General features: G+C 72.6%; 13 protein-coding genes. 8 read left to right on the forward strand and 5 right to left on the reverse strand.

Translation table 11 applies throughout. The annotated features are described in order from the left end of the window. Window positions 1–14 precede the first annotated feature (14 nt). Entirely contained in the window at window positions 15–1,412 is a 1,398-nt protein-coding gene (locus AB0A90_RS15525) for a pitrilysin family protein (protein WP_357247317.1), read from the forward strand. 72 nt (window positions 1,413–1,484) lie between these two features. After that, a complete protein-coding gene (dapB, locus tag AB0A90_RS15530) occupies window positions 1,485–2,252 on the forward strand; it encodes a 4-hydroxy-tetrahydrodipicolinate reductase (protein ID WP_357247320.1) in 768 nt (255 codons plus the stop codon). 44 nt (window positions 2,253–2,296) lie between these two features. On the opposite strand, the gene AB0A90_RS15535 is transcribed toward dapB, so the two are convergent. From AB0A90_RS15535 to AB0A90_RS15545, 3 genes are all read right to left on the reverse strand, one after another. Beyond that, window positions 2,297–3,871: an MFS transporter gene (locus AB0A90_RS15535; protein WP_357247322.1), complete on the reverse strand. Its 1,575-nt coding sequence runs from the start codon at window positions 3,869–3,871 to the stop codon at window positions 2,297–2,299. Window positions 3,872–3,946: 75 nt separating this feature from the next. Then, window positions 3,947–4,918 carry a sigma-70 family RNA polymerase sigma factor gene (locus tag AB0A90_RS15540; RefSeq protein WP_357247325.1) on the reverse strand — a complete coding sequence of 324 codons (972 nt, stop codon included), beginning with the start codon at window positions 4,916–4,918 and terminating at the stop codon, window positions 3,947–3,949. Between the two features lie 86 nt (window positions 4,919–5,004). Continuing rightward, window positions 5,005–5,601 (reverse strand): GNAT family N-acetyltransferase, encoded by a 597-nt coding sequence (locus AB0A90_RS15545; protein WP_357247328.1) that lies wholly within the window; start codon window positions 5,599–5,601, stop codon window positions 5,005–5,007. 35 nt (window positions 5,602–5,636) lie between these two features. Here AB0A90_RS15545 and AB0A90_RS15550 point away from each other — a divergent pair, with 35 nt between their 5' ends. Next, a complete protein-coding gene (locus AB0A90_RS15550) occupies window positions 5,637–6,911 on the forward strand; it encodes a glycosyltransferase 87 family protein (RefSeq protein WP_357247331.1) in 1,275 nt (424 codons plus the stop codon). Here AB0A90_RS15550 and AB0A90_RS15555 read toward each other — a convergent pair. Next, a complete protein-coding gene (locus tag AB0A90_RS15555) occupies window positions 6,810–7,361 on the reverse strand; it encodes a GNAT family N-acetyltransferase (protein WP_357247334.1) in 552 nt (183 codons plus the stop codon). The two genes, AB0A90_RS15550 and AB0A90_RS15555, sit on opposite strands and share 102 nt — an antisense overlap. 79 nt (window positions 7,362–7,440) lie before the next feature. Here AB0A90_RS15555 and AB0A90_RS15560 point away from each other — a divergent pair, with 79 nt between their 5' ends. The 5 genes from AB0A90_RS15560 (at window position 7,441) to AB0A90_RS15580 (ending at window position 12,945) form a co-directional block, all read left to right on the forward strand. Further along, the gene (locus tag AB0A90_RS15560) at window positions 7,441–8,670 is read left to right on the forward strand and encodes a crosslink repair DNA glycosylase YcaQ family protein (RefSeq protein WP_357248039.1); all 1,230 of its coding nucleotides are present in this window, start codon (window positions 7,441–7,443) and stop codon (window positions 8,668–8,670) included. Window positions 8,671–8,674: 4 nt separating this feature from the next. Continuing rightward, window positions 8,675–9,271: a DUF2752 domain-containing protein gene (locus AB0A90_RS15565; protein WP_357247338.1), complete on the forward strand. Its 597-nt coding sequence runs from the start codon at window positions 8,675–8,677 to the stop codon at window positions 9,269–9,271. 218 nt (window positions 9,272–9,489) lie between these two features. Then, window positions 9,490–10,230, forward strand: coding sequence for an FAD-dependent thymidylate synthase (gene thyX, locus AB0A90_RS15570; protein ID WP_357248042.1), 741 nt, complete (start codon window positions 9,490–9,492; stop codon window positions 10,228–10,230). 47 nt (window positions 10,231–10,277) lie between these two features. After that, a complete protein-coding gene (gene dapA / locus AB0A90_RS15575; protein ID WP_357247340.1) occupies window positions 10,278–11,204 on the forward strand; it encodes a 4-hydroxy-tetrahydrodipicolinate synthase in 927 nt (308 codons plus the stop codon). Between the two features lie 52 nt (window positions 11,205–11,256). Then, a complete protein-coding gene (locus tag AB0A90_RS15580) occupies window positions 11,257–12,945 on the forward strand; it encodes a ribonuclease J (RefSeq protein WP_357247342.1) in 1,689 nt (562 codons plus the stop codon). 61 nt (window positions 12,946–13,006) lie between these two features. Here the strand turns inward: AB0A90_RS15580 and AB0A90_RS15585 are convergent, their stop codons facing one another. Continuing rightward, window positions 13,007–14,641, reverse strand: coding sequence for a YbjN domain-containing protein (locus AB0A90_RS15585; protein WP_357248045.1), 1,635 nt, complete (start codon window positions 14,639–14,641; stop codon window positions 13,007–13,009). Between the last annotated feature and the right edge of the window lie 16 nt (window positions 14,642–14,657).

Genomic DNA, 14,657 nt, shown 5'->3' on the forward strand with positions numbered 1-14,657 from the left:
ACCGGGAGCAAGTCGTGAGTCGGGCCTTCAGTGCGCCGTTTCCACCGGATCGACGGGGGGTGGCTGCGTCCCGGGACACCGGGGCGGGCCGCTCCGGCGGCACCGCCCGCGCGGTGACCCGGACGCTCAGCGACGACCCGCTGGGCGGCACGGTACGACGTACCGTGCTGCCCAGCGGCCTGCGCGTCCTCACCGAGGCGATCCCGACGATGCGCAGCGTCTCGTTCGGCGTCTGGGTGGCGGTCGGCTCCCGCGACGAGACCGGCCCGCAGGCCGGTGCCGCGCACTTCCTCGAGCACCTGCTCTTCAAGGGCACCCACAAGCGCACCGCGCTGGAGATCTCCTCGCAGATCGAGGCGGTGGGTGGTGAGACGAACGCGTTCACCACGAAGGAATACACCTGCTACTACGCGCGGGTGCTGGACGAGGATCTGCCGCTCGCGATCGACGTGATGTGCGACGCGGTCGCCGACTCGCTGTTGGAGCCGGCCGACGTCGAGACCGAGCGTGGCGTGATCCTGGAAGAGATCGCCATGCACGACGACGAGCCCGGTGACGAGGTGCACGACCTCTTCGTCCAGGCCGTCTACGGGGAGCACCCGCTGGGTCGGCTGATCTCCGGCACCGCCGAGACGGTCACGCCGATGACCCGCAAGCAGATCCAGAGTTTCTACCGGGGCCGCTACACCGCGCCGCAGATCGTCATCGCCGCCGCCGGCAACCTGGACCACGCCACGGTCGTGAAGATGGTCCGCCAGGCCGTGCGGGGCACCCCACTGGACAGCGACCCGGCCACCCCGGCGCCGCACCGCGCGGCCACCCCGGCGGTACGCACCAAGCCGGCGACCACCCTGGTGGAGCCGAAGGAGACCGAGCAGGCGCACGTCATCCTCGGCTGCCCCGGCATCGACCGCCTCGATGATCGGCGCTTCGCCCTCGGGGTGCTCAACAACGTGCTCGGCGGTGGCATGTCCAGCCGCCTGTTCCAGGAGATCCGCGAGCAGCGCGGCCTGGCGTACTCGGTCTACTCCTACGCCAGCCAGTACGCCGACACCGGCCTGTTCGCCGTCTACGCCGGCTGCGCACCGGGCAAGGTGGACGAGGTGCTGGCCCTGACCCGCGCCGAGCTGGCCCGGGTCGCCGCCGACGGGTTGACCGAGGCGGAGGTGGCCCGCGGCAAGGGGATGAGCAAGGGCTCGTTCGTGCTCGGCCTGGAGGACACCGGTTCCCGGATGAGCCGACTGGCCAAGGGTGAGCTGCTCTACGGCGACCTGATGCCGGTGGACGAGCTGCTCCGCCGGGTCGACGAGGTCACCGTGCAGGACGTGAACGTCCTCGCCGCCGAGCTGCTCAGCCGGCCCATGTCGCTGGCCGTGGTCGGCCCGTTCGGCGCGGGCGACTTCACCGTCTGAGGGCTGCCCGGTCAGTGGTCCGGGTCGGGTCCGGCCCGAAGGGCACGTCCCGATTGGGATAGGTTGTGCCCCGTGACTGACGAGCAGGGAAAGACCCCGGCCGAGCCGCTGCGGGTCGGTGTGCTGGGTGCGCGCGGCCGGATGGGCATCGAGGTCTGCAAGGCGGTCGACGCCGCCGCCGACCTCGATCTGGTCGCCGCCATCGACCAGGGTGACGACCTCTCCGCCGCCTCCGGCGCTGACGTGGTCGTCGACTTCACCACCCCGGACGTCGTCATGGACAACCTCCGGTGGTGCGTCGAGCAGGGCATCAGCGCGGTGGTCGGCACGACCGGCTTCACCGAGCAGCGGCTGGAGCAGGTGCGCGGCTGGCTGGCCGACAAGCCCGAGGTGGGTGTGGTGATCGCCCCGAACTTCGGCATCGGCGCGGTGCTGATGATGCAGTTCGCCGCGCGGGCCGCCCGGCACTTCGAGTCCGTCGAGATCATCGAGCAGCACCACCCGGGCAAGCTGGACGCGCCCAGCGGCACCGCCACGCACACCGCCCGAAAGATCGCCCAGGCCCGCGCCGACGCCGGCCTCGGCCCGGTCCCGGACGCCACCAAGGACGAGGTGCCGGGTGCGCGCGGCGCCGACATCGACGGGGTACGCGTGCACGCGGTGCGCGCCAGCGGACTCGTCGCCCACCAGGAGGTGCTCTTCGGCACCACCGGCGAGACGCTCACCATCCGGCACGACTCGTACGACCGGGTGTCGTTCATGCCGGGCGTGCTGCTGGCCGTCCGCGCGGTGCGCAACCGCCCCGGCCTCACCGTCGCCCTGGACGCGCTGCTCGACTGACCGGTCCGTTCCACCACCTCCGGAGCGGGCGGCGACTCGCGGTATCAGCGCTGACCCGTGACCGGTGCGGTCTCCTCAGGCTGGGCTGGCTCGGCATCGACCGACGCGTAGGGCGGCACCGACCGGAACGCCAACGCGGCGACCACGGCGAGCCCGAGCAGCAGGACGGCACCGGCGGTGGCCGTCACGACCAGCCCACTCGTGTAGGCCGCCCGAGCGGCGTCGACAAGTGCGGCACTGACCCCGCTCGGCACCTCACCGGCCACCGTCACCGCCCCGGCCAGCCCGTCGCGGGCCCGGGCCGCCGCCTCGGCGGACAGCCCCGCGGGCAGCGCCGGACCCAGCTCGGCACGGTAGACGGCGGCCCCCACGCTGCCCAGTACCGCCACACCCAGCGCGATGCCCAACTCGCCGCTGGTCTCGGACATCGACGCTGCCGAGCCGGCCCGCTGAGGCGGGGCCGACCCCACGATCAGGTCGGTGACCAGGGCCGACGGCAGTGCGATCCCGACCGAGGCGACGACGAAGGCGACCAGGACGACGAGGAGGGCGTGGTCGCCCTCCACCCCGGTGAGGAGCAGGAAGCCCGCCGCCGTGACCAGTTGCCCGACGGCCATGACGTGCCCCGGCCGGAACCGGCGGGCCAGCAACGGCGCCAGGGTGGTCGCACCGATCATCGCCACCGCCTGCGGCACCAGCAGCAGCCCGGCGCGCAGCGGCGTCAGCCCCTCGACCAGTTGCAGCCATTGGCTGACGAGCAGGAAGGTCCCGCCCATCAACACGCCGTTGAGCAGGAACAGCAGCAGCGCGGCGGTGAACGTGCGGTTGGCGAAGAGGGCCACGTCCAGCAGCGGATGAGGCAGCCGGCGCTGCCGCCGGACGAAGGCCACCCCGATCAGCAGGCCGGTCCCGATCGCCAGCACGGCCAGCGGACGCCAACCGTGCCGGGCCAACTCCTTGACGCCGTAGACCACCGGCAGGATGGTGGCGAGCGACAACCCGACGCTGACCAGGTCGAGTCGACCGGGGTGTGGGTCGCGGAACTCCGGAAGCAGCAGCGGCGCGGTCACCAGCAACACCACCATCACGGGCACGCCCAGCAGGAACGCCGACCCCCACCAGAAATTCTCCAGGAGCACCCCGCCGATCACCGGGCCGACCGCCATCCCGCCCATGAAGCAGCTCATCCAGACCCCGACCGCGACCGCGCGCTGAGCCGGGACCTGGAACATGTTGCTGATCAGGGCCAGCGTGGAGGGCATCAGCGTGGCCCCGGCGACGCCGAGCAGTGCCCGCGCGGCGATCAGCAGCGGCGGGTTCGGCGCGTACGCGGCCACCACCGAGACCACGGCGAACGCCCCGGCCCCGATCAGCAACAGGCGTCGACGGCCCACCCGGTCGCCCAGGGTGCCCATCGTGACCAGGAAACCGGCTATCAGGAAGCCGTAGGCATCGGTGATCCACAACTGCTGGGTGCTGTCGGCGCCGAGGTCCGCGCTGAGGCTGGGCAGGGCCAGGTAGAGCACGCTCAGGTCGAGTGCCAGCAGCAGGGTCGGCAGGGCGAGCACCGCCAGCCCGATCCACTCCCGACGCCCGGCTGCTTGGTGTGCTGTCCGCATCGTCTCTTGCCCTCCTGGTCACGGCTGGTGTCGGAGGGTGGACGACCGTCCGCCCCCGAACTCATCGGTGCGCGGTCAGGCGATTCGGTCGGGCAGGCCGAAGCGGGCGAAGAGCGCCGGCTCCAGGAAGTGGGTGAGCCGGATGATCTGACCGTCGGCGACGTCGATGAGCTGGACGGAGAACGGTCGGTGACCCCCCGCCCGGTCGGGACGGTACTGCGCCAGCGCCGGGCCGCCGTTGGCCGACACCCGAAGGAGCCGCGAGCCCCGGCAGCCGGACCCCGGCCCGGAGGTCATCCACCGGCCGATGTCGGCCGCACCGGACAACCACATCCGGTACGGAGGCATGCTGTGCACCACGTCCTCGCGCAGCAGACCCACCAGGGCGTCGATGTCGTACCGCTCGAACACCCGCACGTAGCGGTCCAACAGGTCGCGGTGCTCCTCGTCCAACGCCGGACCTGTCGCCCCGCCGTCCCGGTCGGCGAGCGTGGCCCGGGCGCGCTGCAGCGCACTGTTGACGGCCGGCACGCTGGTGTCGAGCAGCCTGGCGACCTCGTCGGCGTGCCAGCCCAGCACGTCCCGCAGGATCAGCGCCGCGCGCTGCCGGGCAGGCAGGTGCTGTAGTGCGGCGACGAACGCCAACCGGACCGAGTCCCGAAGCACCACCAGCTCGGCCGGATCCGCCGTGGGCAGCACCGCGGCATCCGGCGCCGGCCCCAACCAACCCGTCTCGGCGTCACCGAGGCTTGCCGCCAACGGCGACGACGGATCGCCGAAGTCCGTCGGCAGGGCCCGCCGCCGCCGACCCCGCAGCAGATCGAGGCAGACATTGGTGGCGATCCGGTAGGCCCAGGTGCGCGTGCTGGACCGGCCGTCGAAGCCGTCCCACCCGCGCCAGGCCCGCAGCAGAGTCTCCTGCACAGCGTCCTCGGCGTCGAACAGTGAGCCGAGCATCCGGTAGCAGTAACCGGTCAACTCGACCCGCAAGTCCTCCAGGTGCTCCTCGGCGGTCGGCGCCGACAGCGGCGCGGTGGCTGAGCTCATGGGCCTGACGGTAGGCGACCGGTCCGACATCGACCCAGCACCGCTGGCCGGACGCGCCGGAGCGGGCCGGCGTCCGGGACCGAGGGTCAGCCCGCAGGCTCGTCGTCCGTCGACACCTTCTCCGTCGGTACGCCCACGTGCAGGCGTACCTGGGGGACCAGCATGTCGTCGACGTCCAGGGCGCGGGCCGCGCCGTCGAGCTCCCACCCGGTGCTGGTGAGGAACTTCCGGGTCGCCTCGTCACCCTCGAACGCCCAGGCCACCGCCCGGCTCAGACCGTCCTCCCGCCACAGGTCGACGGCGGCGGCGAGCAACCGGCTGCCGTGCCCGCGCCGGCCCCACCGCGGCTCCACCAGCAGATCGGTCACGGCGGCCACGTCCGGGCCGAGCGCGTCCGCCGGCTCGCCCGGGGCCAGCGCCTCCGCGTCGGCCGGACCGGAGGCGGCGAACCCCACCAGATACGATTGCTCGGCCTGTTCGACGGCGACCAGCACCCGGTGCGCGCCCGAGGGCGGCTCCAGCACCGCGGCGCTCCACCGCCGGGCGAGGAACGCCTCGTCCAGGTTGTCGAGCACGTGCCGAGGCAGGATCCGACGGTACGCGACCCGCCAGGTCGCGAGTTGGATGCGTGCGATCTCGCCGGCGTCCTCAGGACGCGCCGGGCGGACGTACCCGAGAGCCATGGGACGGAAGCCTACGCAGGACGAGGGAGACGACGGTGGCGCAGGGTGCCAGGAGGACGACCGCGCAGGTCGTCGGGGTGGTGGTGCTCGCCGCGGCGGTCACCGCGTTCCTCGCCGTCGCGGCGGTGCGGCACGGCTTCTTCGACCTGAAGGTCTACTACGGCGCGTTGACCTGGTGGGTGCACGACGGCGGGGAGATCTACGACTACCTCAAGCCGAGCACCCAGTACGGCTTCACCTACCCGCCGTTCGCCGCGCTGGTCATGCTGCCGATGGCGTACCTGCCGTGGACGGCCGCGATCGTGGTGAGCGTGCTCGCCAGCGTGGTCACCACCACGGTGCTCATCTGGTGGCTGGTCGACCCGATCGCCCGCCGGGCCGGCTGGACCCGGTGGTTCGCCCTCGCGGTGGCGCTCTGCCTGGCCGCCGCGTTCGAGCCGATGCGGGAGACGATCAACTTCGGCCAGGTCAACACGCTGCTGCTCTTCCTGGTGGCGGTGGATCTGCTGCGGCTGCTGCCGGCCGGCAACCGGTGGGCCGGGGTGGGCATCGGGCTCGCCACCGCGATCAAACTGACCCCGGGCGTGTTCATCGTCTACCTGCTGGTGACCGGGCGGTGGCGGGCGGCGCTCACCGCCTGCGGGACGGCCGCCGGGGTGTCGCTGCTGGCCGGTGCGCTCTTCCCGGACGCGTCCCGGGAGTTCTGGACCGAGGCGCTGTGGAACACCGGACGGGTGGGGGAGCTCGCCTTCGTCTCCAACCAGTCGCTGCGCGGGGTGGTCGCCCGACTCGACCCGGAGCACCCGAGCACCCTGCTGTGGCTGCTGCTGGTGCTCGGCACCCTGGCACTCTGGGCCTGGCGGTCCCGGGCCGCCGTCCGGGCTGGTGACGAGCTCACCGGCCTGGCGTTGACCGGCGCGGTGATGTGCCTGGTCAGCCCGGTCACCTGGGTGCACCACCTGGTCTGGCTGCTGCCCGCGCTGATCCTGCTCGTCGACAACGCCATGGCCGCGCCGGCCGGCCGTCGGCGGTGGGTCCTGCTGGTCGCCGCGACCATCGCGTACGTGCTGTTGATCAGCCGGACCGTCTGGTTCTGGGAGAAGGACTTCACCGGTGTCGACGGTTTCCTGGGCAGCAACGCCTACGTGTGGATCAGCCTCGCGCTGCTGGCCTTCCTCCCGATCCGCGGTTGGCTGACCTCGGGCGGCTCAGCCGTCGAGGCGTCCGGCGTACCGCAGCTCGACCAGCCCCACCGGCGGGCTCCCACCGGCAAGCGGCACCTGGTAGGTCGACTGCTCACCGTCCGGTGACAACCCGGCCCGCTCGCAGAATCGGCGGGCCCGCCGGTTGTCCGCCAGCACCCACAGCCGATAGTCGGTCCAGCCCCGCTCGTGCAGCCCGGTCCGGGCGGCGGCCAGCAGCGCGGTGGCGGTCCCGTCACCCCAGCACGCCGGCTCCACGTAGATCGCCAGCACCTCGCCGACCGTCGGGTCCAGGTCGTCGCGGTCCTGGTCGCGGCGGTACGGCCCGAAGGTCGTGAAGCCCACGACCAGCCCGTCCACCTCGCCGAGCAGGGTGGTGAACGGGTGGTCCGGGTCGGCGGTGCCGATGTCGCGGCGACGCTGCGCCCAGGCGGCCACGTTCAGCCGGGCCAGCACCTCGTCCGGCATGAAGCCGGCGTAGCCCGCCTGCCAGCCGTGCACGTGCACCCGGGCGACCGCCTCGGCGTCGTCCGGCTCCTCTCGACGGATGGTCAGCATTGCACCGTTCTATGCCCCGTTGGTCGTCGCGTCCAGCTTCCCGCACCGGCGTCGTACCGATGAATTAAGGTCGCCGACGATGGCCGCACCGGAATCACTCTCGCTCGCCCAGGCTCGACGGGTGGCGCTCGCCGCTCAGGGCTTCGCCGACCCGGCGCCAGCCGGCGTGCCCACCCGCCGGCACCTGCGTCGGGTGCTGGATCGGGTCAACCTGATCCAGATGGACTCGGTGAACGTGCTGCAACGCGCGCACTACCTGCCGCTCTACAGCCGGCTCGGGCCCTACCCGACCACGATGCTCGACCAGGCCGCCTACCGCCGTCCCCGCGAGTTGTTCGAATACTGGGGTCACGAGGCGTCGTTGGTCCCGGTCGAGCTGCACCCGATGCTGCGCTGGCGGATGGCCCGAGCACACAGCGAATCCTGGGGCGGCATGCGCCGAATCGCCCAGGAGCAGCCGGAGCTGGTCGCCTGGGTTCGCGACGAGGTGGCCGCCCGCGGCCCGCTGACCGCTGCCGAGATCGAGCACGACGCACCACGGGAGACCGGCAACTGGGGGTGGAACTGGTCGGCGGTCAAGCGGGCCCTGGAGTTCCTGTTCTGGGCCGGTGAGGTGGCCGCCGCGGAGCGCAGCACCTCCTTCGCCCGCCGCTACGACCTACCCGAGCGGGTGCTGCCCCCGGCGGTGCTGGCCGCGCCCACCCCGACCGACGCCGAGGCGTACCGCACGCTTGTGGCCCTTGCCGCGCGGTCGCTCGGGGTGGCCGCCGAGCCGGAGCTGCGCGACTACTTCCGGTTGCCGCTGGCCGGTGCCCGGCAGGCCGTCGCCGAGCTGGCCGAGGCCGGTGAGCTGCTGCCGGTCACCGTGGCCGGCTGGCGACAGCCGGCCTGGCTGCACGCGTCCGCGCGGCTGCCCCGGTGGATTCGGGGCAACACGCTGGTCAGCCCCTTCGACCCGCTGATCTGGGAACGTGCCCGCACCGAGCGGCTGTTCGGGTTCGCCTACCGGATCGAGATCTACGTCCCGGCGCCACAGCGGGTCTACGGCTACTACGTGTTGCCGTTCCTGCAGGGCGACCGGTTCACCGCCCGGGTCGACCTGAAGGCCGACCGCAAGGCCGGGGTGCTGCTGGTGCCGGCCGCCTGGATCGAGCCCGACGCCGACCCGGCGGAGACCGCGGTGGCGCTCGCCGCCGAGTTGCACCGGCTCGCCGGCTGGCTCGGCCTGGACGCGGTGGCACCACCGCTGGGCGGCGACCTGGCCGGTCCGCTCACCGCCGCGTTGGCCGGCGTGTCCGGTGTACCGTGAGCGCGTGACGAGCGCTCCCGGTCCGGTCGACCAGCCGCAGCCCGCCCCCGGGGCGGTGCACACCGTGCCGGCTGACCCGGCTGGTGTCGGTCCGGGTGGCGTCGGTGCGGGTGGTTGGCCGACGACCCCGCCGGGTGGCTACCCGGCGCCCGAGCCGGACCGGCTCACCAGGTTCGTGCTGCGTCTCTACGAGCGGTCACCGCGCTGGGCGGTGCCGCTGGCCGCGGTCGGCTGCGTCGCCGCCGGCATGGGTTACGCGCTGCTCAGCAATCCGGCCGACGCCCCTCCGGACGCCGCGCCCACCTGTCTGCTCAAGCTGACCACCGGGCTGGACTGCCCAGGCTGCGGTGGCACCCGCGCACTCTGGTACGTGCTGCACGCCGACCTGCCAGCCGCCGCCCGGCACCACTTCCTGTTCGTCTTCGCGCTGCCGTTCCTCGCGTACCTCTTCGTCGCCTGGGCGGCCAACCAGGCGTTCGGTTGGCGACTGCCGGAGTTGCGGATCAGCTCGAAGGTCATCGTGGGGTTCATGGGCGTGTGGCTCGCGTTCTCGGTGCTGCGCAACCTGCCCTGGGCGCCGTTCACCTCGCTGTACGTCTGACCGCGCCGCTGCCCGTTGCGCTCCGACGCACCTACGCCACCCATGATCGTGCTCGATCCTGGATGTAGTGGGGTCGGGCGCGACGGATGCCACTACATCCGAGATGTGGCGCGATCTTGCGGGCGGAGGACTCGCTGCCTGAGTGATCGACATTGCACGGGGCGCGCCTGAGTTGGGGCCGGAGGCGCCGCGCCACTACAGTCCCAGGAATGCCGGAGATGGTGCAGCCCCAGGTCAAGTTGATCGCGTGGACCCAGTTCGCGGCCCCGGACGACGTGCCGTGGTCGACCGATGCGGAGGGTGGTCAGGCGCTCGCCGAGTTCGCCGGCCGGGCCTGCTACCAGTCGTGGAAGAAGCCGAACCCGGCGACCGCCACCAACGCCGGCTACCTGGCGCACATTCTCGACGTCGGGCACCTGTCGGTGCTGGAACACGGATCGGTCACCTTCTACTTCACCGGGGTGTCCCGCTCCTTCACCCACGAGCTGATCCGGCACCGGCACTTCTCGTACTCCCAGCTGTCCCAGCGCTACGTCCCGGAACGGGACGCGGCCATGGTCGAGCCGGCGGTCATCGCCGACGACCCGGAGCTGCACAAGAAGTTCATGGCGGCCGCCGAGGCGAGCGTTCAGGCGTACACCGAGTTGTTGGAGGGCCTGGAGCAGCGCTTCTCCGACGAGCCGAACCCGACGCTGCGCCGCAAGCAGGCCCGGCAGGCCGCCCGGGCGGTGCTGCCCAACGCCACCGAGACCCGGATCGTGGTCTCCGGCAACTACCGGGCGTGGCGGCACTTCATCGCGATGCGGGCCACCGAGCACGCCGACGTGGAGATCCGTGAGCTGGCCGTGGAGTGCCTGCGCCAGCTGCAGGGGGTCGCCCCGAACGTGTTCGCCGACTTCGTGATCTCCACGCTGCCGGACGGCACCGAGGTGGCGGCCAGCCCGCACGAGGCGTCCTGAGCCCTTCCCCGGCGGCGCCCGGCTGGTCGTCCGCTAGGTTGGAGGGTATGACGCACGACCACCTCGACGCCGCCGCCCGACCGGCGTCCCGCCCCTTCGGCCGGGTGCTCACCGCCATGGTGAGCCCGTTCACCCCTGACGGCTCGCTCGACCTGGACGGCGCCGCCCGGTTGGCGAGCCACCTGGTCGACGAGCAGGGCAACGACGCGCTGGTGGTCAACGGCACCACCGGCGAGTCGCCGACCACCACCGACGCGGAGAAGGAACGCCTGATCCGGGCCGTGGTGGAGGCCGTCGGTGACCGTGCCAAGGTGGTTGCCGGGGTCGGCACCAACGACACCCGGCACACCATCGAGCTGGCCGCCGCCGCCGAGAAGGCGGGTGCACACGGCCTGCTGGTGGTCACCCCGTACTACAACAAGCCGCCGCAGAGCGGGTTGCTGCGACACTTCACCGCCGTCGCCGACGCCAGCGGCCTCCCGGTGATGCTGTACGACATCCCGCACCGCTCCGGCGTGCCGATCGACACCGAGACGCTGGTCCGGCTCGCCGAGCATGGCCGGATCGTCGCGGTCAAGGACGCCAAGAGCGACCTGATCGCCACCGGCTGGGTGACCAGCCGGACCGCCCTCGCCTTCTACTGCGGCGAGGACGCCCTCACCCTGCCGGCGCTGGCCATCGGCAGCGTGGGTGTGGTCGGCACCTCGACGCACTTCACCGGGGCGCTGACCGCACAGATGATCGAGGCGTACGACGCGGGGGACCTGCCGGCCGCACTTGCCCTGCACCGGCGGCTGCTGCCGCTGTTCACCGGCATCTTCCGCACCCAGGGAGCCATCCTGGTGAAGGCGGGCCTGACATCGCTGGGCCTGCCGGCCGGCCCGGTGCGCCCCCCGCTCGTGGACGCCACCACCGACGAGATCGCCCAGCTGCGCGCGGACTTCGCCGCAGCGGGCCTGGAGCTGCCCGAATGAACGAACGACACGATGGGCGCCGAGTGACGGCGTCGCAGAATGAGGTGGACGCGTGACCGAGGCGCACATCGAGGCGGAACTACCCCCGCCGCTGCCGGAAGGCGGCCTGCGGATCATCCCGCTCGGCGGGCTCGGCGCCATCGGTCGGAACATGACCGTCTTCGAGTACGACGGCAAGTTGCTGATCGTCGACTGCGGGGTGCTCTTCCCCGACGTCGAGCAACCGGGCGTGGATCTGATCCTGCCCGACTTCGGCCCGATCCTGGACCGGCTCGCCGACGTCCAGGCCATCGTGCTGACCCACGGCCACGAGGACCACATCGGCGCGGTGCCGTACCTGCTCGCCCACAAACCCGACATCCCGCTGGTCGGCTCACAGTTCACCCTCGCGCTGGTCGAGGCCAAGTTGGCCGAGCGGCGGATCCAGCCGTACACGCTGACCGTGCGGGAGGGTGGCCGGGAGCGGCTCGGCCCGTTCGAGTGTGAGTTCTTCGCGGTCAACCACTCGATCCCGGACGCCCTCGCGGTGGCCATCCGCACCCCCGCCGGCCTGGTGCTGCACACCGGCGACTTCAAGATGGACCAGCTCCCGCTGGACGGTCGGATCACCGACCTGGCCGGCTTCGCCCGGCTCGGCGCCGAGGGCGTCGACCTGCTGCTGTCCGACTCCACCAACGCGGAGATCCCCGGCTTCGTCACCCCGGAGCGGGAAATCGGGCCGGTGCTCGACTCGATCTTCGCGAAGGCCAAGGGCCGCATCATCGTGGCCTCGTTCGCCTCGCACGTGCACCGCGTGCAGCAGGTCTTCGACTCCGCCGCGGAGCACGGCCGCAAGGTCGCGCTGATCGGCCGGTCCATGGTCCGCAACATGGGCATCGCCCGGGACCTGGGCCTGCTCAACATCCCGGCCGGGCTGGTCATCAGCATCGACGAGGCGACCACGCTGCCGCCGGACCAGATCGTGCTGATGTCCACCGGTTCGCAGGGTGAGCCGATGAGCGCGCTGGGCCGGATGGCCAGCGGCGACCACCGGCACATCACCATCGCCCCCGGTGACACCGTCGTGCTGGCCTCCTCGCTGGTGCCCGGCAACGAGACCTCCGTCTACCGGGTGATCAACCGGTTGGCCCGGGCCGGCGCGGTGGTCGTGCACAAGGACGTCGCGAAGGTGCACGTCTCCGGGCACGCCCCCGCCGGAGAGCTGCTCTACCTGCTCAACGTGGTCCGGCCCAGCAACCTGATGCCCGTGCACGGGGAGTGGCGGCACCTGCGCGCCCACGCCCGGCTCGGCATCGAGTCCGGGGTCGCCGCCGACCGGGTGGTGATCTGCGAGGACGGCGACGTGGTCGACCTGGTCGAGGGCCGCGCCAGCCTGGTCGGGCACGTGAAGAGCCGGTACGTCTACGTGGACGGCCTCGCCGTCGGTGACGTCAGCGAGTCGCTGCTCACCGAGCGGCGGATCCTCGGCGACGGCGGCTTCATCGCCACCACTGTCGTCGTGGACTCGGTCACCGGCAAGGTGGTCGCCGGCCCGACGTTGTCCGCGAAGGGCTTCTCCGAGGACCCGGAGGCGTTCAACCCGGTGGTCCCGCTGGTCACCGAGGCGCTCAACCGGGCCGCGGCGGACGGCATCACCGACCCGCACCAGCTCCAGCAGATCGTCCGCCGGACCGTGGGGCGGTGGGTCAACGACAAGTACCGTCGTCGCCCGATGATCGTGCCCACCGTCGTCGAGGTCTGAGCCTGTCCGCTGACGCCGGTCCACTCCGTTCGGGGTGGGCCGGCGTCGCCGCGCCCGGGGGTCAGGGCAGCGCGGCGACCGCCTCGGCGTAGGCGACGCCGGTGGTGATGGCGGCGTCCACCAGCACCGTGAGCTGCGCCGGAGCCACCCCGTGGGTCAGGTCGGTGGCCACGTCACCGGCCAGCACCAACTCACCGCCGAGGTCGTGCGCGTACGCCTTGGGCAGCAGCCGGTCGTGGTTCCAGGCGTTACAGAAGGCGTACGCCTCGGAGCGGCGGGTCGCCGGCAGCCGGCGGGTGGCCATGGCCCGGGCGTGCAGCACCTCGCCGCGCTCGCCGGCCCGGCGGAACTGGATCACCACCCCATCCCACAGTCCCACCACCCGCTCGCCCTCCTCCACGACGTAGCGGTCCCCGCGGCGGTCCAGGGCGGCCGTGATCAGGTCGACGGTGAGCGTCACCAGCTCCCGCTCGTCGTCGGAGTCACGCTCTGCGCCGCCGGGCGAAGCGTCGTCGGCTCCGACGTCGCCGGATCCCTCGTCGGCGGATCCGTCGTCGCCCGATCCGTCGTCGGCGGGCTCGTCGTCGGCGGGCAGGGGCACCGCGGCCGCCAGCGGACGCTCGGCGAGCCAGGCGGCCATCCGTCCGGAGTGGTGGCCGGTGCCGTTGCGGGCGTCGAAGCTGCCGGCCAGCTCGTTGACCATCGCGAGCAGCAACGCGCCGACAGTGGCCACGTCCAGGTCGGTGGCCGGTCGCCCGCCGTAAGCCGGACGGGGCACCGTGCGCAGACCGAGCCCGGCCTCGACGGCCACCGCGCAGACCAGCGCACCGGCAGCGGCGAACTCCATCGCCGCGAGATCGTCGGTGGGCCGGTCCAACCGGGGCAGTTGCTCGGCCAGAATGCTCAGCCCACGGTCCAGGTGCCCGCCGAGAGCGCAGAACCGCAGGTGTGCGGCGAGGTGGGGAAAGGCCGCGCGCTCGCGCCGGTGCCGCCGGTACGCCCGCACGTGCGCCGCCGCGGCCCGCTCGGCCTCGCCGACGCGCAGTTCGGGTAGCAGGCCGGCCACCAGCGCCCGCTCGGGCTGGTCGGTGCAACTCTCCGCGTCGCCGGTGGGCTCCCGCAGCTCGTCCAGCGCGGCGCGCCACTCCCCCCAGCCGGCGAGCAGCTCAGCGCGGCGGGCCGGGGCGCAACCGGGGCAGCCACCGGACGGGGTGCCGACCGTGCCCGCCCACCGCTGGTACCAGTGGCGGGCGGTGGGCTCGTCGCCGAGGTGGTCGGCGATCCGGCAGCGCAGCTCCGCGACGGTCGGCGCCTCGGGGCCGTCCGCCCCGATCCGGTGGGCCAGGTCGTCCAGGAGGGACCGGGTCTGGTCCAGCCCCACCCGAGGGGTGCCGAGCAGCGCCTCCACGGCGTATCGCTGCAGGCGCAGCAGCAGGGGAGCCTCGTCCTCGCTGAGCAGCTCGGGCCGGTAGTCGGCGGCGGCCCGGCACCTGCGTACCGGCTCGACCAGCCGCCACCGCTCGCCGTGCAACAGGTACGCCTCGATCAGCGCGAACCGGGCGTCCAGGGCGGACCGGAGGTCCCCGGACGAGTCGGCCCGCTCGGCGAGCCGTTCGAGGGCCAGCAGCCGGGCCGGTCCGTCGGGCAGGTCCCGCGCGTCGGCGAGCGCGCTCACCAGTACCGGGTCACGCTGCACGGGCGGCCGTCGGGTG

Source organism: Micromonospora sp. NPDC049204 (assembly GCF_040647935.1).
Lineage (GTDB): Bacteria > Actinomycetota > Actinomycetes > Mycobacteriales > Micromonosporaceae > Micromonospora.